The sequence below is a fragment of the Cupriavidus sp. WS genome (assembly GCF_000395345.1).
Taxonomy (GTDB): Bacteria; Pseudomonadota; Gammaproteobacteria; order Burkholderiales; family Burkholderiaceae; genus Cupriavidus; species Cupriavidus basilensis_B.
Window position 1 is genome coordinate 1 of sequence record NZ_AQPL01000460.1, and the last position, 20,098, is coordinate 20,098.

Below are 20,098 nucleotides of genomic sequence, written 5' to 3' on the forward strand. Positions count from 1 at the left end.
AGAAAGTATGCCTGCCGCCCGGTGGTCAGCGCGCGGTTGCCGATTGCCTTGAATTCATCGAAACCTTCCGCCATTGTTGTTCACTCCGTTTTTTCCATGCCGTTACGCTCGGTCTTTCGTATCGGGCTGACCCTTTTCTTGTCGCAAATCTTGTTGCAAATGAAAAGTGACTAGATACGTTGTGGTCGTGGCACGCCATCGCTGCACTAGTCATCAAGTGACGACACAGCAAGTCAGGCTCGATCATAGAGGTGACGGCGGCGAGGCTTCAATCAGATTAATCCCATTTTCACTGATAAAATTCGTAAACCTGAATTAAAGGAAATTTCATTTCCAATGAATGCCAAATACGCAAAGGCATGCGGGCCGAATGCGGGCATATTGGCGATCCCCGCGCATTGACACTTGTTCGCAATGCGTGGCGCGCGAGCGACGCTGCCGTGCTCTCGGTGGATAGCCGAGCGGCGCGGAGCCAAAACGGCCAGCATGAGGCGGGTCCCGGGATCGACCTGGCACGGCGCGCGGCGCATGCTGCGGGTATGTCATGTATCGCGAGCAGCAGCGGACACCGAGAGTGTGATGACGGATGTTGTTCCCTGATACAGGCTATCTATACGCAGAAAATTCCATTTATTTCGAAGAAATTTCTGATAATAATCAGCCAATCCGGTGGCACGGAACTTATTGCTGGGAGCACCTGCGCGCGCCCCTTTCTGCGCTTCCGCAGTCCAGCCCCCTCTTCCAAGCCGGAGCCAGTCAGCAACAATCTGCGCTGGCGCAAGAAAACCCACCTTCCGCTGTCACAACGCGATTCCCCCCGCCGTCTTGTGATCATGCGAGGCGCGCAGGGCGCCCGCGAAACCAGGCAAAGGGAATCCCATGACTACGGCACGTCTCAATTTCTTTCAACTGGCCCCGGCCAATCTGAAGGCGATGATCCATCTCTCGGGCACCGTCAAGCAGAGCTCGCTCGGCCCGCGACTGGTGGAGCTGGTGCAACTGCGCGTCTCGCAGATCAACGGCTGCGGCGTCTGCATCGACATGCACTGGCGCGACCTCGTCAGGCAGGGGGCCGACGCGCGCCACCTGAATGCCATCGCCGGCTGGCGCGAGGCGCCGTTCTTCGACGCCCGCGAGCGCGCCGCGCTGGCCTGGGCGGAGGCCGTCAACGCGCTGCCGCAGCGCGACGACACCGATGCGGCCTACCCGGCGCTGCGCGAGCAGTTCAGCGAGAACGAGATCGCCGAGCTGTCCTACGCGATTGCCGCCATCCGGGGCTGGAACGTGATGAACCTCAGCCTGCGCAACCAGATCCCCGAGAACCCGCCGCCCGGATTCTGAGCGCGGGCGGCGCGGCCGGGACCGGCAAGACTTTGCCGGCGGCCGCGCCTGGCTCAGGGCACGCCGGGCGCCAGCTTCGTCGCGGCCAGCTCGCGGCCCAGCGCGGCGGCGATGCGCGCGAGCTTGTCCGGGTTGCGCTGCGCGTGGATGCGCACGATGCGCTCGCCGTCGGTCTCGATCGCCTGCGCCGATTCCAGCGCGCCGTCGATAAAGCGCAGCAGGCCCCACTCGCCGTTGAGGGTGACGGCCTCGAAGTGCACCGCGCCCCGGTATCTCAGGCTGGTGGCGAGGTAGAGCTGGGCGATGCGCCGGCCGCCGACGAGCGGCACGCCGAAGCTGGGCACCTTGCCGCCGCCGTCGCCGATCAGTTGCGCGTCCTCGGCCAGCATGGCCTTGAGCGCGCCGAACTCCCCGCGCGTGGCGGCGTCGGCGAAGCCCCGCAGCAGGCGCAGCTGGGTCTCGCGCGGGACCACGTAGCGCGGCCGCTCGTCCTGCAGCTGCACCTTCGCGCGGTGGACGATCTGCCGGCACGCGCTCTCGGTCTTGCCGAGCGCGTCGGCCACTTCGCCATAGTCCGCATCGAACACTTCGCGCAGCAGGAACGCCGCGCGCGCCTCGGGCGCGAGGCGCTCGAGCATGGCGAGAAAGGCGACCGACACGTCGTCGGCGCGCTCGACGATCTGCTCCGGCGTGGCCGGCGAATCGGCCATCACCGGCTCCGGCAGCCACGTGCCGACGTAGTGCTCGCGCTGCGCCTTGGCGCTGCGCAGCCGGTCGATGGCCAGGCGCGTGGTGACGGAGACCAGCCAGGCTTTGGCGCTGTCGAGGCGCCCCTTTTCGGTGCCGTGCCAGCGCAGCCACGCATCCTGCACGACTTCCTCGGCCTCGGCGGCGGAACCCAGCATGCGGTAGGCGATGCCCTGCAGGCGGGGGCGCAGGCGGGTAAAGGTGTTGGTGTCTTCGTTCATAGCTCCCCAGACGTTTGACGCCCCCGCGTTGTGACAGGTGACGGCCATGCCGGCCCGGCGGCGCGAACGGCGGGCTCCGGCTGGATTGATACTAGACCGTCCCGCGGCCCGCGGCGGCCCGGCATGCCCAGCCAAGGACAAACCATGCGCTGCCGGTGAAATAGGCGCGGGAGCGCTCCCCGCGGCCGCGCGCCGGCAGCGCGGCACCGGTCCGCCGCCGTCATGTTCCGCGGCTGCTTAAGAATCCGACACATTCGGCCGATAACGACAGTGCACGCAGGCTGCACTGCGGCGTCGCTTCGCCTAGGGGAAGGCCAGCGGCCACAGCGCGGGCCATTTCTCGGCCCAGCAGCATGCGTGGGTGGCGCCCTCCACCAGTTGCACGGGGGGCTGCCGCCCGGCCGGGAAGCGGGCGGCATAGGCGGCCACCACTTCGCGTGTGACGTTGGTATCGCTGTCGCCCACGAAATGGATCTGCGCGATGTCCTGCAGGCGGCGCCAGTCGTCGGCCGGATCGAGCGAGCCGTCCAGCGGCGGCACGCCGTGCAGCGTGGTCCACGCGCGCGGCGCCAGGTTGCCGGCCACCGTCACCAGCCGCACCACGTCGTGGCGCCGCGCGGCGACCAGGGCCGCCACGGCGCCGCCGCCGGAGTAGCCCACCAGCGCCAGGCGGCGCGCGCCGTAGCGCTGCATGAGCGCGTCGATGGCCTGGCTGGTGGCTTCGACCGCTTCGGCGGAGAAGCGCCGCGAGGTCCAGTCGGGCGTGCCGCAGCCGCGCCGGTCGTCGCCTTCGGCGAACTGGCACGGCCGCGCCAGGTAGACCGCGGTGCCGCGGACGTGGAGCAGGGCGAGTTCGAGCGCCACCGGGCGCAGGGGCGTGGGGTCGTCGGAGGGCTGCGTCGGGCTGAGCCAGGCCAGGCCGTCGCCTTCCAGGTAGACGGCCAGCGTGTCGGCAGGCTCGTCGACCGCCGTGGCGGGCGGCGCGTAGGCGGTGAGCACGAACGTGCGCGTGGGCAGGCGCAGACGCTGCCAGCCGTGCGCGAGCGCCAGGGTGTCGGCGCCCTGCCGGCGGTCGGCGGGCGAGAAATGGGTACAGGCAGCCAGCAGCGCGGCTGCCAGCAGGATCAGGATCGTTGTCCGCACGGGGAAAACCGGAAGCACCAGAGCGAGAGAGAGCACAGGCAGCACAGACCACCACCAGGGAGGAGATCCACGGCGCCACCAGCGTAGTTTCGAGAGGAAGAAATCAAGACCGGCCCGGCTTCCCCGAATCCCGGGCCGCACAGAACAATAAAAACAAAAAACAAAAAAAGTCGCGAAAACAAAGCAAGCGGCAAGTCTACTGCAGAGGCTTGCCCAACACCGGGTTCTTGCAAGCATGAAACAACAACGCAGTATCGTCCGGCAGGCTCGTTCTGCCCGTCCCGACGCATCGGCGCAATCCGCGCTGCCGCCGTCCCTGCCCCGCGCCATCGCCGGCGCCGTCCTGCTGGCGGCCGGCCCGCTGGCCTCGCTGCCGGCGCTGGCCTTGCCGGCACCGTGCCAGCTGTTCCAGCCCAATACCGTTTCCGGCACGCTCAACCAGACGTGCCAGCTCGGCTCCGCCAGCAGCCTGATCGTGACCTCGCCCGGCGGCCTGATCAGCGTGACCGGTGCCGCCGCGGTATCGGTCAGCGGGCTGCTCTCGCCCGTCACCGCGATCGAGAACCACGGCCGCATCGAGAGCCTCGGCAATCCCGGCCAGCCCTTATTGCCATCGCCGATGAACAATGGCGGCGATGCCATCGCGATCGGCATCACCGGCAACGGCGCCACCGCGCTCACGGTCAACGGCATCCTGAACGGCATCGAGGGCACCATTGCGGCAACCGGCGGCGGCGGCAGCGTGGGCATGCCCCTCATGCCCGACGGCAACGGCGGCGCAGCCACGGCCATCAGCGTGGTGACCGCCAAGGTCACCACCATCGACAACCACGGCACCGTCACGGCCATCGGCGGCATGGCCGGCAGCGGCAGCCCGTCACCGCTGCCGGGCGCCGCGGGCGGCAGCGGCATCGGCATCGACCTGCAATCGGCGAGCGTCGACACGCTGGTCAACAACGGCGCCGGCAGCACGATCAGCGGCACCGGCGGCGCAGGCGGCAGCGGCGCGGCGATGATGATGCCCGGTGCCGGCGGCCGCGGCATCGGCGTGAACATCACCTCCAGCACGGTCGGCTCCATCCGCAACGACGGCACTATCAGCGCCACCGGCGGCGCGGGCGGCCCCGGCATGCCAGGCCTGCCGGGGATGCCCGGCGGCGGCGCCAGCGCCGGCGCCGCCTACGGCATCAACATCCAGGGCAGCACGGTCGGCGGCATCGCCAACAACGGCACCATCAGCGTATCCTCTCCCGGCGGCCAGGCAGTCGGCATCAACGTGGGCAACAGCACGGTGGACAGCATCACCGTGGCGGGCACCATCAACGCGCCGGTTGCCATCATCATCGACCCTGCCAGCACCGTCACCAACGGCATCAGCGTCACCGGCGCGCTCAACGGCACGGTGGCGCTCAACAACGCCACGCTCAACCTCGACCTGAACAGCGCCGTCGTGACCGGTGCGGTCAGCGGCGGGGCCGGATCGGCGGTCAACGTCAACGGCACCTTCACCTCGGGCAACACCTTCAACGTCGGCACCTTCAACGTGGCCAGCAACGCGGTGTTCAACATGGGCCACGGCGTCACGGTATCGTCCGGCCTGAACAACGCCGGCACGCTGGCGGTGGCCGCGGGCACCACCGCCACCATCACCGGCAACTACACGCAGGCCGCCGGCGGCCTGTTCCAGACCGGCCTGGACAACGACGGCCGCTACGGCAAGCTGGTGGTCACCGGCACCGCCGACCTCTCCGCCAGCAACAGGATCGGCGTGAACGTGAGCGGCGCGCCGTCGCTCGTCGCCGGCACCACGGTGCAGCCCGGCATCATCACCGCCGGCACGCTGGTGGCCGGCCCCGCATTTACCGTGACCGACAACAGCGCGCTGTTCGACTTCATCGCCACGCGCAACGGCAATGCCGTGGACCTGTGCGTGGCGCGCGCGGGCGCCAGTTCCTGCTCCGCCGCCCCGGTCACGCCGGTCACGCCGCCGACGTCGGACCCCGTGCCCGCCGTCCCGGCACCGGCGCCCACGCCGGCGCCCGTCATCACCGTGGTGAGCAGCGTCACCGGCGCGCGCAACATGCCGGGCCTGGGCGCGGCGCAGGTGCTCGACGCCCTGATCTCGCAAGGCGCGGCCGCGCCGGCCGGCATGGCCCCGGTGATCACGGCACTCGGCACGCTTGCCACGGAACAGGCCGTCTCCGACGCCGTCAAGCAGACCCTGCCGCTGATGACCGCCGGCATGACGGAGGTGAACACCGCCGCCATGCACGCCACCAACCGCGTGATCCAGTCGCGCCAGGAAGCCAACCGCGGCCTGTCCTCCGGCGACGACTTCGTGGCCGACCGCCAGATCTGGTTCAAGCCCGTGGGCTCGTGGGCCAAGCAGAACGACCGCGACGGCGTGGCCGGCTACAAGGCGAACACCTACGGCATGGTGTTCGGCGCGGACAGCGCCGTCAACGACAAGATCCGTGTCGGCGGCGCCTTCTCGTACATGCACAGCCGCATCGACGGCAACTCGCCGGTGGCCGCGCAGAACGCCAGCGTGGACGGCTACCGCCTGATCGGCTACGGCAGCTACGGCCTCGACGCGCGCACCGACATCAGCGTGCAGGCGGACGTCGGCACCGGCCACAACGAAGGCCGGCGCAACATCAGCTTCGGTGGCCTCGACAGCCGCGCGTCGTCGAGCTACAACAGCTGGAACGCCCACTTCGGCGCCGGCCTGGGCCGCGTCTTCGACCTCGCGCCGAAGACCACCTTCACGCCGTCGGTGCGGGCCGACTACACCTTCATCCAGGATGCGGCCTACACCGAGACCGGCGCCGACGCGCTGAGCCTGGCCGTCGGCAGGAACACGGCCCGCGAGCTGATCCTCTCCACCGACGCCCGCCTCAACCAGGGCATCACCGAGCACGCCATGTTCACCGCCAACCTCGGCGTGGGCTACGACGCGCTGGCCCGGCAGTCGGCCATCGCGGCCTCCTACGTCGGCGGCGGCGCGCAGTTCGTCACGCGCGGCCTGTCCCCGGCGCGCTGGCTGATGCGCGGCGGCCTGGGCCTGGTGGTGACCAGCAGCAAGGCGATGGAAGTGACCGTGCGCTACGACGCCGAGGTGCGCGACCACTTCACCAACCAGACCGCGTCGGTGAAGGTGCGCCTGCCGTTCTAAGGCGCCCGCCCTGCCCGCCATCCCTCCCCGGGGCGGCGGGCAGGCGTCATCCAGGCCGCGCGATGCCACGCGGCATCGCGCGCCACGCGGCGTTTCGCACGTCCCCGCCCCGGGCATGGCCCGGGGTATCGGGCGCGTATTTCCCCCTTTGTTCCCTCGATTGCCCGCGTTTTTCGCGGCTTATCATCGCGACTTATCATCGCGTCCTATCATCGCCTCGCAGACGATGCCGTGCATGCCGGCACCGGTCCCTTCGCACCTCGCCATGACCGACCCTACCCCCGTCCCGCCAGTCCGGCCTCCCGGCCTGCTTGCCGCCCGCGGCCTCGCCGTCGGCGTGTTCGACCTGTTCCACGTGGGCCATCTGCGCTATCTGCAATACATCCGCGCGCGCTGCCTGACGCTGGTGACGGTGGTCACGCGCGACGCCACCGTGCAGGCCAACAAGCGGCGCGCACCGGCCATGCCGGAGGCGGAGCGGCTGGAGATCGTGCGCGGGCTGGGCTGGGTGGACGAGGCGCTGCTGCAGCCGGACAGCCTGGAGAACACCGAGAGCGCGCTGCGCTGGCTGGCGGCGCTGGCGGTGGACCACGTCTTCATCGGCGAGGACTGGCGCGGCAGCGCGCGCTGGGCGCGGCTGGAACCGCGCCTGGCCGCGCAGGGCATCGGGCTGAGCTGGACGCCGCGCACGGACGAGGTGTCGACCACGGTGCTGCGCCAGCGCATCCTGGCCAGCCTGAGCGAGTAAGGCCGGCGGCGGCAAACCCGGCCGCCGCCCGGGTCACCGCCCACACCCCGGCCCGCTTCAGGCGGCGGGGCGCAGGCCGGCCAGGCGGCCCTCCAGCACCGCGGCGAGGCGCAGCAGCAGGCCGTCCCGCGGGGTGTGCCGCTCGAGCACGAGCCGCACCAGCCGCAGGGCCTTTTCCCAGTAGCCGTTGAGGCAGGCATTGGCGATGCGCGAGTAGGCGTACCACTGCGTCAGTGCCGAGAATCCCACCAGGTTGTGGGCGCCGATGATGGTGTCGAAGGCGGGGTCCGGCACGCGCCAATCCTTGCCGTAGATGGTTTCGAGCCAGCCGTGCGGGTCTTCCAGCCACCACACCGGGCCGGCCGGGCCGGCCTGCTGCGCCAGCCGCAGCGGGCCCGGGAAGCGGGTCACGCGCTGGTGGGCGGCGGGCGCGCCCTGCCCGGTCCAGAAGCCGCCGAGCAGCGTGGCGCCGCCGGGCTCGGGCTGCAGGCCGCACAGGTCGAGCACCACGTCGTGGCGGGGATGATGGTAGCTCGCCATGTTGTCGATGGCGAAGAGCGGCGGCGGGCACTGCCAGCCGTGGGCGCGCAGGATGGCGTGCGCGGCGGGCAGCTCGGCCACCAGCAGGCCCAGGTCGAGATCCTTGTCGAACGGCAGCAGGCGGCGCTCGCGCACCAGGCCCAGCAGCGTGCCGGCATGGGCGAACGCGCGCACGCCGCCGGCCGCGAGCTGTGCCAGCGCCTGCCACAACAAGGCTTCGACCTGCGGGTCGGCGAGCCTGCGCATGGCGGGCTGCGGGTTGTGGACCAGCGGCGCCACGCACAGCGCCTCCAGCGCCTGCCGCTGCGCCTGCGCGCCGTCTGCCACGCGCTGCTGGTGCAGCAGCGCGGTGCCGAGGAAAAACAGCCAGTAGGGCCGCAGCGCGGGGTGCACGTCGGGCGCCGCCAGCAGGACCTGGCAGGCCTGCCGCACCGTGGCGGCGTGCCCCAGCTCGAGCCCGAGCTGGCACCAGGCGCGGATGTCGTCGGGCGGCATCGCGCCGCCTTGCTGCAGGCGCGCGTTCAGGGCGGCGAATGCCGCGGCGGGGTTGTTCTCCGCTTGTGCTTCCATGCTGCTTGTCGTCTCGCTGTCTTGTCGTCTCGTTGTCTCGCCGGTGCCGGGCCGCCTGTCTAGCCGGACGTGGCCCGGCATGACCCGACTTGGCCGGCGCGGTTCAGTCCACCGTCACCACGATCGCCACGCGCCGGTTCTCCGCCCGCCCCGCAGCGGTGCGGTTGTCGGCCACCGGGCGGGTCTTGCCGAGCCCGCGCACCTCGATGTTCTGCGGCAGGAAGGCGCTTTCGGCCAGCACCCTGGCCACCGCCTGCGCGCGCCGCACCGAGAGCTGCTGGTTGTATTCGGCGGAGCCGGAATCGTCGGTGTGGCCGTCGAGCCGGACGCGGTCGATGCCGGCCCCCTTGAGCGCCGTGCCGATGCGCTGCACCACCGCCCGGTGCTCGGCGCTGATGGTGTCCTCGTCGAGGCCGAACAGCACCTTCTCGGACAGGTTCAGTTCCCAGCCGCCGTCGGTGAGCTGGAAGCCCTGCTGCCTGAGCGTCTCGATCTGCGGCGGCGTCAGCCGGCCGGCCGCCGCGGGCGCGGGCGCCTGGCAGGCGGCCAGGCCCAGCGCGGCGATGGCGAGGGCCGTGCCCAGCCACAGTCTTGCGCGGGCGGACAGGTTCGATGGCACGATGGATCTCCTCTTCTGCGTTCCGTTGTCGCCGCCCGCGCTATTCGAGCACGGTCTCGGCCGCGGCCAGGTGCGGCTGCGCGCTTTGCCAGTGGCCGCCGCGGCCGCGCTTGGCCTGGTACATGGCTTCGTCGGCCTTCTGCAGCAGGCCGGCGGCGGTCTGCGCGTGCAGCGGGAACACCGCCAGGCCGATGCTGAGCGAGGCCTCGATGCTGGCGCCGCCGCTGAGCTGGATCGGGTCCTTCATGCGCAGCAGGATGTGCTCGGCCACCTGGATGATGTCGGCCGGCTTGCGCAGCGCGGTGATCAGCACGGCGAACTCGTCGCCGCCGATGCGCGCGACCAGGTCGCCGTCGCGCAGGCAGGCGCGGATGCGCTGGGCGATGCCGGCCAGCACTTCGTCGCCGGCGGCATGGCCGAAGGTGTCGTTGATTTCCTTGAAGGCGTCGCTGTCGAGGTAGAGCACGCCGACGCGCGCCTTCGAGGCGGTGGCGAAGCGCACGGCGCGGTGCAGCGCGTCCTCGAAGGCGGCTCGGTTGAGCACCCCGGTCAGGCTGTCGTGGCTGGCGCGGTGCGCGAGCGAGCGGTTCTCGTGCTGGAGCTGGTCCTGCCAGCTTTCGAGCTCGTCGAGCAGGCCGTTGAAGTCCTCGCCCAGCGCATTGAGCTCGGCGATGTGCGCCGGCGGCGTGCGCTGGTCGAAGGCCCGCTCGGAACGCACCGCGTGGGCCACGCGCATGAGGTTGCGCACCGGCTCGATGATGTGCACCAGCATGCGGCTCGACATGTAGTGCGCGCTCACCGCGGTCAGCAGCAGGCAGGCCAGCAGGCCGAACAGGCCGCTGAGCACGAACTCGAACAGCTTGCCGGGATCGGCGGTCAGGCGCACGGTGCCGACCACCTGCGTCTCGTGCATGATGACCTGCTCCACCGAGCCGGGCGCCATCAGCCGGCTGGCCAGCTTCTGCAGGCCGGCGAAGCGCGCGCGCACGGGCTGCTGCCATTCGGCCAGCAGGCGGCTGTCGCGGTCGTAGACGCTGGCCTGCGCCACTTCCGCGGTGGCGATGGCGACCAGCGCGTCGCGCGCCGCGGCCGGGTCGCGGAACACCACCGGCGCTTCCAGCGTATAGGCCAGCGAACGCGCGATCAGGTGCAGGTTGTGGTCGGCATAGACGCGTAGCGCGGTCAGCCCGAGCGCGGTCAGCGAGAGGCCGGCCGTGCAGACCGCGATCAGCGCCACGCTCAGGTGAATGCGGCGCAGCGCGTGATAGAGCGTGGGGCGCGGCGGCGGCGCGTCCGGGCGCGAGCGCGGCTTCATAGCGCGGGCGTCCGCCGCCGGCCGAGCTGCAGCACGCCGGGATGGATGTGGATGCCGCTGCGCGCGACCGAGTCGAGGTTGACGCGGAAGGTGACGCGGTTGTCGGCCACGTTGAGGCAGAACATGCTGCCGGTCTCGCACTCGAAGTCTTCCTCGGTGATGACCAGCACCGGGCGCCCGCTCAGTTCGGCCGCCACCCGCCGGCGGCTGGCGTCGGTCATCGCGGCCAGGTAGACGGAATCGCAGCCGGTCATCGCGCCGGCGCCGGTGACGTCGATGCGGCGCGCCTGCACCACGCGCCCGGTGGCGAGCGTGCCGCCGTCGGCCAGCTTGCCGGCATAGCGCGCCGTGCCGTCCACGCACAGGCGCAGCACCTCGCGCTCGACCGGCCAGCGCGCGTAGCCGAGCAGGCTGTACACCGTGCGCACCACGGCCTCGGAGCGCGACTGCGGGGTATCGGCCGCGGCGCCGGGCGGCGGCACGCACAGCAGCGCGGCGCACAAGGCCGACAGGAGGCGGAGGAGCGGAAGCCGGCGCAGGTACCTGGGCCGGCTGCCCGCATCGTCCGGGACGATCGCGGAATGGGGCAAGAAAGGACTACCTGCCAAGTGACGGGTTCCGGGCAGACCGGGCCGAACTGCGCGCGAACCGGTCCGGTTCTGGCTGGCGCGCGGCGCCCCCGCGCGCACCGCGCCGGGGAAAGCCGTGCCAGACCACATACTATATCGGCGCGGCGGGAACGTTATTTACCCCTCCGATAGGCGGAAGCCCGTGGCCAACCCGGCTGAGCCGGCCGACCCTGCGCGCTTGCGGCGTTGCGCCCCGCGCTCATTACAATGGGGCCTGGCCCATCCCGCGCAACGCGCCGCCTCCCATGAGCGACACCAAGACACCGCTGCGCTCCCTGCCGGCGCGGCTCTACCTGCTGGGCGCCGCCATCCTGGCGGCCGGCTGGACCGCCGCCGTGCTGATCTACCTGAACGCCGCGCGCGCGGAAACCTCGCCCGACCTGCTGTACGGCCCCGGCTGGCAGCGGCAGTACGACTTCCAGCTCGAGCGCATCGGCGGCAAGGCGGCGGTGCTGGCGGCCGAGTTCTCGCAGTGGTTCGGCGGCCTGTGGCACGGCCGGCAACTGGCGGTGACGCTGGCGATCCTGGCCACGGTGGCGGCGCTGCTGTGCTTCGCGGTGGCGCACGAGCTGGCGCTCATGGCGAGACACCGGCGCGGCGGGGAAGACGAGGGCGAGGACTGAGCGCCGCATCGGCGGTCGCGCCGGCGCCGCACTGAAGCCGCACTGAAGCCGCACCGAGCCCATACAAGGCCGCCCCGACGCCACCTCGCCGCGTCAGAGCAGCGGCAGGCCCGCGTTGCGCTTGACCTCGCGCAGCGACAGCAGCGACTCCACCGCCGTCACGCCGGGCAAGGTGCGCAGGACGTCGCGCATGAAGATGCCGTAGTCGTCGAGGTCGCGCGCCACCACCAGCAGCAGGTAGTCGGCGCTGCCCGATACGTTGTGGCACGAGATGATGCGCGGGATGGCCTGCACCTCGCGCTCGAAGCGGTCGGACAGTTCGCGGCTGTGCACGCCGAAGCGCACCTGCGTGAAGGCCATCAGCCCCAGCCCGAGCGCCCGGCGCGACAGCATGGCGCGATAGCCCTCGATGTAGCCCTCGGCCTCGAGCCGCCTGAGCCGGCGCGCGCACGGCGTCTCGCTCAATCCCACGGATTCCGCCAGGCTGGCGTTGGTGGCGCGGCCGTCGGCCTGCACCTCCGCCAGGATCGCGCGGTCCAACTTGTCGAGTTCCATCGCCGTTTCTCCCGGAAATGGGCAAAGATTAGCGCATTCCGCCAAAGGATGGCCGCCGGACGTGGAAAATCGCCTGAAATCCCTCCGCCTCCGGCGCGATCATGATGCCGTTCCCAACGGAGTCGCATCATGGTTTCCCTGCATCTGCTGCTGACCTTCATCGGCGCGCTGGCCGTGGTCTACGCGCTGCCCGGCCCCGACATGGCGCTGGTGCTCCAGACCAGCACCGCGCGCGGCGTGCCGCACGGGCTGGCCGCCGCCGCCGGGCTGGCGCTGGCGCGGGCCGCGCACGTCACGCTTTCCGCGTGCGGCGTGGCCGCGCTGCTGCGCGCGGCGCCGTGGCTGTACCAGGGCGTGCGCGTGGCCGGCGGCCTGTACCTGGCCTGGGTGGCCATCCAGATCCTGCGCGGCCCGGCCTTCGGCATGGAAGCCGGCGCGGACCGCGCCGACGCCGCCGCGCCGCTGCGCGCCTCGGTGGCGCGCGGCGCGCTGAGCAGCCTGCTCAACCCGAAGGCGCTGCTGTTCTGCTCGGTGCTGCTGCCGCAGTTCGTCGACCCGCACGGCGCGCCGGTGTGGTCGCAGGTGCTGGAGCTTGGCGTGGTGCTGGTGCTGACCGGCATCGCCTTCGACCTGGCCTGCGTGTTCGGCGCGGTGCGCATGGCCGCGTGGCTGCGCGGCAGCCCGCGCGCGCAGGCCTTCCAGCGCTGGTCGTTCTCGGCGGTGCTGCTGGCCTTCGCGGCACGGCTGTCGCTGGAGTGAGCGCGGCGCCGGTCATTCCAGCGGGTAGCGCCTGACGAGGTCGCCGAGCCGCGCGCTGTCCTCGCGCACCTGCGCCGCGAACTCGGCCGGCGAGTTGACCACCGGCTCGGCGCCGGCGGCGGCGATGGTCTTGCGCACGTCGGCATCCTTCACGGCTTCGCGCAGCGCGGCCACCACGCCCTGCAGCACCGGCGCCGGCGTGCCCCTGGGCGCGAACAGGCCGTACCACGTGACGGACTGGAACTGCGGGTAGCCGGCCTCGGCGGTGGTGGGCACCTCGGGCAGCGCGGCCGCGCGCTTCGGCCCCTGCGTGGCCAGGATGCGCAGCGCGCCGCTCTTGTAGTGCGGCAGCGCCGCCGTGATGCCGGTAAACGCCAGGTTGACGTTGTTGGCGATCAGGTCGGTGACGATGGGGCCGGTGCCGCGGTAGTTGACCACGACGAGGTTGGGCAGGCCGGCCTCCTCCGCGAGCTGCCTGCCCGAGATGCGCGCGAGGCTCTCGCCGCCGCCCAGCGAGCACGAGCGGCCCGGCGCCTTGCAGTACTGCACGAACTCGGCCAGCGTCTTCACCGGCAGCTTGCCGCTCGCCACCACGGCGGCGGGCGACTGCGAGATGGCCGTCACCGGATCGAGCCGCGCGAGCGGGTCGACGCCCTTGAGGCCCGGCGTGTACCGCGTGACCACGATGGCCGGCACCTGCAGCAGCAGCGTGTAGCCGTCGGGCCGGGCCTCCATCACGCGGCGCGTGCCGATCAGGCCGTCGGCGCCGGGCAGGTTCTCCACCACCACGGGCTGGCCCCACAGCACGCCGAGCTGCTTCGACACGGCGCGCGCGGTGGCGTCGGTGCCGCCGCCGGCCGCGTAGGGCACCACCAGCGTGACGGGGCGGTCCGGGCGCCACGCGGCCTGCGTGCCGGCGGCGGCCGATGCTGCAGCCGATGCGGCCAGCGAGGCCGCGGGCGCGGCGGCCAGCAGCGCCACGGCGCACGCGGGCGCCGCCAGGGCGCGCGCGAGGCCATGCCGTCGTTCGACGAAGGGATGCATGTTGTCTCCTTGTTTTTCCATGTTCTTATGTGTCCACCCGACGCGGCAGCGGGCGGGCGGCGGCGGGCGGCGGATCAGGCCGCGCCCCCGCGCCGCACCGCCCACGCCCACGGCCGGCGCGCGCGGTCGGCCTGCTGCCAGGCGCGGATCAGCTCGTCGTCCTTGAGCGTGAGGCCGATGTCGTCGAGGCCGTGCAGCAGCGCCTCGCGGCGCAGCGGGTCGACCGGGAACGCGATGGCGGTGCCGTCGGGCGCGGTCAGCGTGGCCGCCGCCAGGTCCACCCGCAGCGGCGCGCCGCGCGCGCACTGCGCGGCCAGGGCCGTCACCGCCGCCGCGGGCAGGCGGATCGGCAGCAGGCCGTTCTGGAAGCAGTTGTTGTAGAAGATGTCGCCGTAGCTCGGCGCGATCACGCAGCGCACGCCCATGCCCATCAGCGCCCACACCGCGCCCTCGCGCGAGGAGCCGCAGCCGAAGTTGGCGCCGGCCAGCAGCACCGGCGCGCCGCGGAAGGCCGGCTGGTTGAGCACGAAGCCGGGGTCCTCGCTGCCGTCGGCGCGGTAGCGCAGCGCCTCCAGCGCGTAGGGGCCGAGCTGGTCGCGCGGCAGGCTGGTCAGGCGCTCGATGCGGATGATGACGTCGGTGTCGAGGTTGGCGCGCAGCAGCGGCGCGGCCGCGCCCGTCACCACGGTAAACGGTGGCATGGTCATGCAAGGCTCCGCACGTCAATGATGCAGCCGGTCACGGCCGCCGCGGCGGCCATCGCCGGGCTGGCGAGATGGGTGCGGGCGCCCGGTCCCTGGCGCCCGACGAAGTTGCGGTTGGAGGTGGAGACCGAGCGCTGCCCGGGCGGCACCTGCTCGCCGTTGGCGGCCACGCACATGCTGCAGCCCGGCTCGCGCCAGGCGAAGCCGGCCGCCTCGAACACCGCGCGCAGGCCCTCGGCCTCGGCCGCGCGCCTGACGTTCTCGGAGCCCGGCACCACCCACGCCGTCACGCCCGGCGCGACGTGGCGCCCGCGCGCCACGGCGGCGGCGGCACGCAGGTCGGACAGGCGCGAGTTGGCGCACGAGCCGATGAAGACCCAGTCGACCGGCGTGCCGGCGATCGGTGCGTTGGGCGCCAGGCCCATGTAGTCCAGCGCGGCGCCGATGGCCGCGCGCGCCGCGTCGTCGGACGCCGCGGCCGGGTCGGGGATGGTGCCGCCGATGGCGATGGCCTGCTCGGGGCTGGTGCCCCAGGTGATGGTCGGCACCACCGCCGCGGCATCGATCGTCTCTTCGCGGTCGAACCGCGCGCCGTCGTCGCTGGCCAGCGTGCGCCAGTAGTCCGCCGCCGCCTCGAACTGCGCGCCGGCGGGCGCGTAGGGACGGCCGCGCAGCCATTCGATGGTGCGCTCGTCCGGCGCCACCATGCCGAAGCGCGCGCCCAGCTCCACGCTGAGATTGCACAGCGTCAGGCGCCCTTCCACCTCCAGCGCGCTGATGGCCGGGCCGGCGAACTCGATGGCGTGGTCCACGCCGGCGGCCGCGCCGAGCTTGCCGATGATGTGCAGCGCCAGGTCCTTGGCGGTGACGCCCGCGGCCAGCGCGCCTTCGCAGCGGATGCGCATGCGGCGCGGCTTCTGCTGGCGCAGCGTCTGCGTGGCGAGCGCGTGCGTGCTCTCGGACGAGCCCACGCCGAACGCCATCGCGCCGAGGCCGCCGTTGGTGCAGGTGTGGCTGTCGCCGCAGATCACGGTCAGGCCCGGCAGCACGATGCCCAGCTCGGGCCCCATCACGTGGACGATGCCCTGCCCCGGCTGGCCGAGGTCGAACAGGGTCACGCCGGCCGCCGCGGTACTCTCGCGCAGCGCGGTCCACAGCCGCCCGCCCGGGGCGAAGGTATGGCCGTCGCGCCCGGGGCGGCTCGACACCGCGTGGTCCGGCGTGGCGAACACCAGCGCCGGATCGTGCAGCGGCAGGCCGCGCGCGGCCACCTGGCCCAGCGCGGGCGGGCCGGACAGGTCGTGCAGCAGGTGGCGGTCGATGTGCAGCAGCGCCCAGCCATCGCCGAGCTCGCGCACCACGTGCGCGTCCCAGAGCTTGTCGAACAGGGTGCGCGGCATGTTCAGCCCGCCTTTGCGCCGGCCGGCGCGTCGGGGTGGGTGGCGCGCGCGCCGGCGTTGAAGCGCTGGCGCAGGCCGTCCCATTCGTCGGCGCCGAAGCGGCGGAAGGTCTGGCCCACGCTGGCCGACACGGCCGGCGCGGTGAAGGTGGCCCTGAGCTGCGCCAGCGCGGCGTCGCCGGCCTCGATGGCGGCCTTGAGCATCAGGCCCGGCAGGATGGCCAGCTTGTAGCCCATCGCCTCGGCCTCGCGCAGGTCGAAGACCGGCGTGCGCCCGCCGGGCACCACGTTGAGCAGGCACGGGCCGCGCACCAGCCGGGGCACCGCCGCCACTTCCTCCAGCGTCTGCGTGGCTTCCACGAAGGCCATGTCGGCGCCGGCTCCGAGCGCGGCGTTGGCGCGCCGCACGGCTTCGTCCAGCCCCAGCACGGCGCGCGCGTCGGTGCGCGCGATGATGAGGAAGTCCGGCGTGCGGCGCGCCTCCACGGCGGCGCGGATCTTGGAGACGAACTCGTCGTGCGCGATCACTTCCTTGCCGTCCAGGTGGCCGCAGCGCTTGGGCGCGACCTGATCCTCGATATGGACCGCGGCCACGCCGCGCGCCTCGTACTCGCGCACGGTGCGGGTGACGTTGAGCTCGTTGCCGTAGCCGGTGTCGGCGTCGGCGATCAGCGGAATGGCCGTGGCGCGCGCCATCACCGCCGCGTTCTCGACCATCTCGCTCATGGTCAGCAGGCCGAAGTCGGGAAAGCCGCGCGCGGCCGAGGTGCCGGCGCCGGTCATGTAGCAGGCGGCAAAGCCGGCCTGCTCGACCAGGCGGGCGCCGATGGCATCGTATGCGCCGGGGGCGATGATCATGCCGGGCGCCCGGAGGCGCTGGCGGAGGGTGGCTGCGGGAGTCATTGGGTGGTCCTGTGGTGCGTTTTGGCGGGAAATGGGCGGGTGGCGCGGGATGCGGAACAGGGAATGCGGGATGCGTGACCGGCGACGCGGCCGGCCGGCGGCCTCGCCATGCCTGCGCGATCCTCGTCTCCGTTGTTCTTGTGGCTCGTGTTTATGTGTTTATATTCTAGATACAACTACTCGCGACAGTCAAGAACGGGGAAATCCCGCAGGAAGCGTTGTGCTATGCTCCCCACGCCACGAAAACGCCATCCCATGCCGCGCAATACCACCACCGCTTCGCCGCTTTCGCCGCTGGGCCAGATGCCCGGCACCTCGCTGCATCGCCAGTTGTTCATCGTGCTGCGCGACGAAATCACGCGCGGCGTCTACGCGGAAACCGGGGCCCTGCCGAAGGAAGAGGCGCTGTGCGAGCGCTTTGGCGTGTCGCGCATCACGGTGCGGCGCGCGCTGGCCGACCTGGCCGCGCTCGGCATGGTGGAGCGCCGCCACGGGCTGGGCACCTTCGTGCGCCCCGAGGCGCGGGTGGAGCGCAGCAGCCCCACGCTGAGCGTGATCGACGGCCTGCGCAAGACCGCGCTGGAAACCGAGGTGGAAGTGCTGGAAGTGGGCACGGCGGTGCCGCCGCCGGACATCGCCGCGCTGCTGCAGCTGCCGCCCGGCGAGCGCGCCGTGCACGCGCTGCGCCTGCGCAGCATGTCGGGCACGCCGGTCATGCTGACCGACGCCTGGGTGCCGGCCGCGCTGGGCAGGCGCGTGACCGCCGCGGCGCTGCGCAAGCGCGCGCTCTACGAGATCCTGATGGCGCAGGGCGTGAAGTTCGGCCGCGTGGTGCAGGAGATTTCCGCGCAGGCCGCCGACCCGGCCATCGCCGGCTGGCTGCATACCGAGGTCGGCGCGCCGCTGCTGAAGCTGGTGCGGCTGATGCACGATCCCGCCGCGCGGCCGGTGCAATACATCACGGTATCGATGTCGCCCGAGCGCAGCCGGATCCTGATGGACATCTCGGCCGACCAGGTGAACACGCTGAGCGCCGGGCGCTTCGTGCACGACGTGCCGAAGGACTGAGGCGCCAGGGCGCCGGGAACGGGCGGGTGGCACCCGGCGGGCCGGGGCCGGGATGCCGCGCGCGGCATGGCGCGCGCGGCGACTTGCCGCCGGCTCAGCCGGCGACGCGCGGCCTGACGCGGCTGGCGGCGTCCTTGGCGCGCGCGCGCGCGGTTTCCACGTCGGCGTCGTAGGCCAGCGCCACGCCCATGCGGCGCTTGACGAAGCTTTCCGGCTTGCCGAACAGGCGCAGCTCGGTCTGCGGCACGCGCAGCGCTTCGTCCACGCCGTCGAAGACCACGCCGGCCGCGTCCACGCCGCCGTAAATCACGGCGCTGGCGCCCGGGCTCTTGAGCGCGGTGCTGACCGGCAGGCCGAGGATGGCGCGCGCGTGCAGCTCGAACTCGTTCTGCCACTGGGTGATCATCGTGACCATGCCGGTGTCGTGCGGGCGCGGGCTGACTTCGCTGAACCAGACCTGCTCGCCCTTGACGAACAGCTCCACGCCGAACAGGCCCTGGCCGCCGAGGTTGGCGGTGACGGCCTGGGCGATTTGCTGCGCGGTCTCGAGCGCGGCCGGGTGCATCGGGTGCGGCTGCCAGCTTTCCACATAGTCGCCGCTGACCTGCACGTGGCCGATGGGCTCGCAGAAGTGCGTGCCGACCTGGCCGTCGGCGCCGACCGCGCGCACCGTCAGCAGCGTGATCTCGTAGTCGAAATCGATGAAGCCTTCCACGATCACGCGGCCGTGGCTGACGCGGCCGCCGGCCATCGCGTAGTCCCAGGCGGCCTTGACGCCCTCGGGGCCGTCGATCTTGCTCTGGCCCTTGCCGGAGCTGCTCATCACCGGCTTGACCACGCACGGGTAGCCGATGCCGCCGTCGATGGCAGCCTGCAGCTCTTCGAGCGAGTCGCAGAACTTGTAGGGGCTGGTGGGCACGCCGAGCGTTTCCGCGGCCAGGCGGCGGATGCCTTCGCGGTCCATCGTGAGCCGCGCCGCGCGCGCGGTGGGGATCACGCGCACCACGCCCTGCGCTTCCAGCGCTTCGAGCATGGGCGTGGCGATGGCTTCGATCTCCGGCACCACGAGGTCGGGCCGCTCGGCCTCGATCAGCGCCTTGAGCTGCTCCGGATCGCTCATGGCGATGGTGCGGGCATGGTGGGCGACCTGCTGGCCGGGCGCGTTGTCGTAGCGGTCGACCGCGATGGTTTCCACGCCGAGCCGCTGCAGCGCGATCAGGACTTCCTTGCCGAGTTCGCCGGAGCCCAGCAACATGACTTTGGTCGCGCCGGGCGACAGGGGGGTGCCGAGAGTGGTCATCTGAGACCTTCGAGATCAAGTCAAAACCGGGATTGTACGTCGAGGCAGGCGGCACGCCCGCGCGGGCCCGCTCAGGGAATCAGCTTGCGCACGTCGCGCTGCCACGACGGCTCGCCGCAGCCCGAGGGGCTTTCCGGACCGAGCAGCGTGAAGTAGCCGCGGCCCTTCATGCAGGCCTCGTAGGCGCGCACCTTGGCGCACCGGCCGGCGCCGGCCTGCTGCGCGGCAGTCTTGCACTGCGCGATGGAGCGGTCCATCGGGCCGAAGTCGAGGAAGTCCGGATTCACGGCGCCGGCGGCGAAGCTGTCGGGGCCGCCGGCCGAGAACTCGACGGGCCCGGTGCAGCCGGCCAGCAGCAGGGCCGCGGCCATCAGCGCACCGGCGGGAACGGACCAGCGGAATCTCATGGCACGGCCTCCGGAAGTGAGTGCTGCTGGATCATACCCCGATGTCCGCCGCCATTCGCGCGCGCCGGCGGCGATTTTTGCGGCGCGGCCTTGGAACGCGCGCGCCGGGCAAATACACTTCGTCCACGGCTTCCATCCCGGACGCCATCGCATCAGGAGTGAGCATGAAGATCGACTTGTCGGGCAAGATCGCCCTGGTTTCCGGCTCCACCGCCGGCATCGGCCTGGCCACCGCCAGGGGACTTGCCGGCGCCGGCGCGCGCGTGATCGTCAACGGCCGCAGCGAGG

At 71.7% G+C, this 20,098-nt stretch carries 20 protein-coding genes and 1 pseudogene; 7 read left to right on the top strand and 14 right to left on the bottom strand.

Annotation, left to right across the window (positions count from 1 at the left end; genetic code table 11):
* Nucleotides 1-272: 272 nt before the first annotated feature.
* Entirely contained in the window at nucleotides 273-488 is a 216-nt protein-coding gene (locus K206_RS43295) for a hypothetical protein (protein WP_155888356.1), read from the bottom strand.
* A 391-nt stretch (nucleotides 489-879) separates the two neighbouring features.
* Here K206_RS43295 and K206_RS0131065 point away from each other — a divergent pair, with 391 nt between their 5' ends.
* Nucleotides 880-1,341, top strand: coding sequence for a carboxymuconolactone decarboxylase family protein (locus tag K206_RS0131065; protein ID WP_020423987.1), 462 nt, complete (start codon nucleotides 880-882; stop codon nucleotides 1,339-1,341).
* A gap of 53 nt (nucleotides 1,342-1,394) precedes the next feature.
* On the opposite strand, the gene K206_RS0131070 is transcribed toward K206_RS0131065, so the two are convergent.
* Together K206_RS0131070 and K206_RS0131075 are read right to left on the bottom strand one after the other, a co-directional pair.
* Nucleotides 1,395-2,309, bottom strand: a complete 915-nt coding sequence (locus K206_RS0131070) for an RNA polymerase sigma-70 factor (protein WP_020206218.1) — start codon at nucleotides 2,307-2,309, stop codon at nucleotides 1,395-1,397.
* Nucleotides 2,310-2,612: 303 nt separating this feature from the next.
* The gene (locus K206_RS0131075) at nucleotides 2,613-3,452 is read right to left on the bottom strand and encodes an alpha/beta fold hydrolase (RefSeq protein WP_020206219.1); all 840 of its coding nucleotides are present in this window, start codon (nucleotides 3,450-3,452) and stop codon (nucleotides 2,613-2,615) included.
* Nucleotides 3,453-3,687: 235 nt separating this feature from the next.
* Here K206_RS0131075 and K206_RS0131080 point away from each other — a divergent pair, with 235 nt between their 5' ends.
* A complete protein-coding gene (locus K206_RS0131080) occupies nucleotides 3,688-6,627 on the top strand; it encodes an autotransporter domain-containing protein (RefSeq protein WP_020206220.1) in 2,940 nt (979 codons plus the stop codon).
* A gap of 265 nt (nucleotides 6,628-6,892) precedes the next feature.
* A complete protein-coding gene (locus K206_RS0131085) occupies nucleotides 6,893-7,375 on the top strand; it encodes an adenylyltransferase/cytidyltransferase family protein (protein WP_081651579.1) in 483 nt (160 codons plus the stop codon).
* 57 nt (nucleotides 7,376-7,432) lie between these two features.
* On the opposite strand, the gene K206_RS0131090 is transcribed toward K206_RS0131085, so the two are convergent.
* The 4 genes from K206_RS0131090 to K206_RS0131105 form a co-directional block, all read right to left on the bottom strand.
* Nucleotides 7,433-8,485 (bottom strand): hypothetical protein, encoded by a 1,053-nt coding sequence (locus K206_RS0131090; protein ID WP_020206222.1) that lies wholly within the window; start codon nucleotides 8,483-8,485, stop codon nucleotides 7,433-7,435.
* Between the two features lie 103 nt (nucleotides 8,486-8,588).
* Entirely contained in the window at nucleotides 8,589-9,104 is a 516-nt protein-coding gene (locus K206_RS0131095) for an OmpA family protein (protein ID WP_020206223.1), read from the bottom strand.
* 40 nt (nucleotides 9,105-9,144) lie between these two features.
* The gene (locus K206_RS0131100; protein ID WP_020206224.1) at nucleotides 9,145-10,419 is read right to left on the bottom strand and encodes a diguanylate cyclase domain-containing protein; all 1,275 of its coding nucleotides are present in this window, start codon (nucleotides 10,417-10,419) and stop codon (nucleotides 9,145-9,147) included.
* Nucleotides 10,416-11,009: a YfiR family protein gene (locus tag K206_RS0131105; RefSeq protein WP_020206225.1), complete on the bottom strand. Its 594-nt coding sequence runs from the start codon at nucleotides 11,007-11,009 to the stop codon at nucleotides 10,416-10,418. The genes K206_RS0131100 and K206_RS0131105 overlap by 4 nt, the downstream gene beginning before the upstream one ends.
* A gap of 284 nt (nucleotides 11,010-11,293) precedes the next feature.
* Here K206_RS0131105 and K206_RS39790 point away from each other — a divergent pair, with 284 nt between their 5' ends.
* On the top strand, nucleotides 11,294-11,671 hold the full coding sequence (locus tag K206_RS39790; protein WP_020206226.1) for a hypothetical protein: 378 nt from the start codon (nucleotides 11,294-11,296) through the stop codon (nucleotides 11,669-11,671).
* Between the two features lie 93 nt (nucleotides 11,672-11,764).
* On the opposite strand, the gene K206_RS0131115 is transcribed toward K206_RS39790, so the two are convergent.
* Nucleotides 11,765-12,226: an Lrp/AsnC family transcriptional regulator gene (locus K206_RS0131115; protein ID WP_020206227.1), complete on the bottom strand. Its 462-nt coding sequence runs from the start codon at nucleotides 12,224-12,226 to the stop codon at nucleotides 11,765-11,767.
* A gap of 129 nt (nucleotides 12,227-12,355) precedes the next feature.
* On the opposite strand from K206_RS0131115, the gene K206_RS0131120 reads away from it, so the two are divergent.
* Entirely contained in the window at nucleotides 12,356-12,985 is a 630-nt protein-coding gene (locus K206_RS0131120; protein ID WP_020206228.1) for a LysE family translocator, read from the top strand.
* A 12-nt stretch (nucleotides 12,986-12,997) separates the two neighbouring features.
* On the opposite strand, the gene K206_RS0131125 is transcribed toward K206_RS0131120, so the two are convergent.
* The 4 genes from K206_RS0131125 to K206_RS0131140 form a co-directional block, all read right to left on the bottom strand.
* Nucleotides 12,998-14,029, bottom strand: a complete 1,032-nt coding sequence (locus K206_RS0131125; RefSeq protein ID WP_020206229.1) for a tripartite tricarboxylate transporter substrate binding protein — start codon at nucleotides 14,027-14,029, stop codon at nucleotides 12,998-13,000.
* Nucleotides 14,030-14,103: 74 nt separating this feature from the next.
* A complete protein-coding gene (gene leuD, locus K206_RS0131130; RefSeq protein ID WP_029044288.1) occupies nucleotides 14,104-14,730 on the bottom strand; it encodes a 3-isopropylmalate dehydratase small subunit in 627 nt (208 codons plus the stop codon).
* A gap of 2 nt (nucleotides 14,731-14,732) precedes the next feature.
* Nucleotides 14,733-16,133, bottom strand: coding sequence for a 3-isopropylmalate dehydratase large subunit (gene leuC / locus K206_RS0131135; RefSeq protein ID WP_020206231.1), 1,401 nt, complete (start codon nucleotides 16,131-16,133; stop codon nucleotides 14,733-14,735).
* Nucleotides 16,134-16,135: 2 nt separating this feature from the next.
* Nucleotides 16,136-17,035 (bottom strand): oxaloacetate decarboxylase, encoded by a 900-nt coding sequence (locus K206_RS0131140; RefSeq protein WP_052166028.1) that lies wholly within the window; start codon nucleotides 17,033-17,035, stop codon nucleotides 16,136-16,138.
* A gap of 255 nt (nucleotides 17,036-17,290) precedes the next feature.
* Between K206_RS0131140 and K206_RS0131145 the strand changes: the two genes are divergently transcribed.
* Nucleotides 17,291-18,103, top strand: coding sequence for a GntR family transcriptional regulator (locus K206_RS0131145; protein ID WP_020206233.1), 813 nt, complete (start codon nucleotides 17,291-17,293; stop codon nucleotides 18,101-18,103).
* A gap of 94 nt (nucleotides 18,104-18,197) precedes the next feature.
* Here the strand turns inward: K206_RS0131145 and purT are convergent, their stop codons facing one another.
* On the bottom strand, nucleotides 18,198-19,403 hold the full coding sequence (gene purT / locus K206_RS0131150) for a formate-dependent phosphoribosylglycinamide formyltransferase (RefSeq protein WP_020206234.1): 1,206 nt from the start codon (nucleotides 19,401-19,403) through the stop codon (nucleotides 18,198-18,200).
* A gap of 71 nt (nucleotides 19,404-19,474) precedes the next feature.
* Nucleotides 19,475-19,810 (bottom strand): hypothetical protein, encoded by a 336-nt coding sequence (locus K206_RS0131155; protein ID WP_043367442.1) that lies wholly within the window; start codon nucleotides 19,808-19,810, stop codon nucleotides 19,475-19,477.
* Nucleotides 19,811-19,974: 164 nt separating this feature from the next.
* Here K206_RS0131155 and K206_RS43300 point away from each other — a divergent pair.
* Nucleotides 19,975-20,098: pseudogene (locus K206_RS43300) on the top strand (oxidoreductase); the annotation flags it as partial.

What these genes read in the sequence shown, in the direction of transcription:
- K206_RS43295 (WP_155888356.1), bottom strand. Translation starts at nt 488, where the DNA reads ATGCTGGCCGTTTTGGCTCCGCGCCGCTCGGCTATCCACCGAGAGCAC.
- K206_RS0131065 (WP_020423987.1), top strand. Translation starts at nt 880, where the DNA reads ATGACTACGGCACGTCTCAATTTCTTTCAACTGGCCCCGGCCAATCTG.
- K206_RS0131070 (WP_020206218.1), bottom strand. Translation starts at nt 2,309, where the DNA reads ATGAACGAAGACACCAACACCTTTACCCGCCTGCGCCCCCGCCTGCAG.
- K206_RS0131080 (WP_020206220.1), top strand. Translation starts at nt 3,688, where the DNA reads ATGAAACAACAACGCAGTATCGTCCGGCAGGCTCGTTCTGCCCGTCCC.
- K206_RS0131085 (WP_081651579.1), top strand. Translation starts at nt 6,893, where the DNA reads ATGACCGACCCTACCCCCGTCCCGCCAGTCCGGCCTCCCGGCCTGCTT.
- K206_RS0131090 (WP_020206222.1), bottom strand. Translation starts at nt 8,485, where the DNA reads ATGGAAGCACAAGCGGAGAACAACCCCGCCGCGGCATTCGCCGCCCTG.
- K206_RS0131100 (WP_020206224.1), bottom strand. Translation starts at nt 10,419, where the DNA reads ATGAAGCCGCGCTCGCGCCCGGACGCGCCGCCGCCGCGCCCCACGCTC.
- K206_RS39790 (WP_020206226.1), top strand. Translation starts at nt 11,294, where the DNA reads ATGAGCGACACCAAGACACCGCTGCGCTCCCTGCCGGCGCGGCTCTAC.
- K206_RS0131115 (WP_020206227.1), bottom strand. Translation starts at nt 12,226, where the DNA reads ATGGAACTCGACAAGTTGGACCGCGCGATCCTGGCGGAGGTGCAGGCC.
- K206_RS0131120 (WP_020206228.1), top strand. Translation starts at nt 12,356, where the DNA reads ATGGTTTCCCTGCATCTGCTGCTGACCTTCATCGGCGCGCTGGCCGTG.
- K206_RS0131125 (WP_020206229.1), bottom strand. Translation starts at nt 14,029, where the DNA reads ATGCATCCCTTCGTCGAACGACGGCATGGCCTCGCGCGCGCCCTGGCG.
- leuD (WP_029044288.1), bottom strand. Translation starts at nt 14,730, where the DNA reads ATGCCACCGTTTACCGTGGTGACGGGCGCGGCCGCGCCGCTGCTGCGC.
- leuC (WP_020206231.1), bottom strand. Translation starts at nt 16,133, where the DNA reads ATGCCGCGCACCCTGTTCGACAAGCTCTGGGACGCGCACGTGGTGCGC.
- K206_RS0131140 (WP_052166028.1), bottom strand. Translation starts at nt 17,035, where the DNA reads ATGACTCCCGCAGCCACCCTCCGCCAGCGCCTCCGGGCGCCCGGCATG.
- K206_RS0131145 (WP_020206233.1), top strand. Translation starts at nt 17,291, where the DNA reads ATGCCGCGCAATACCACCACCGCTTCGCCGCTTTCGCCGCTGGGCCAG.
- purT (WP_020206234.1), bottom strand. Translation starts at nt 19,403, where the DNA reads ATGACCACTCTCGGCACCCCCCTGTCGCCCGGCGCGACCAAAGTCATG.
- K206_RS0131155 (WP_043367442.1), bottom strand. Translation starts at nt 19,810, where the DNA reads ATGAGATTCCGCTGGTCCGTTCCCGCCGGTGCGCTGATGGCCGCGGCC.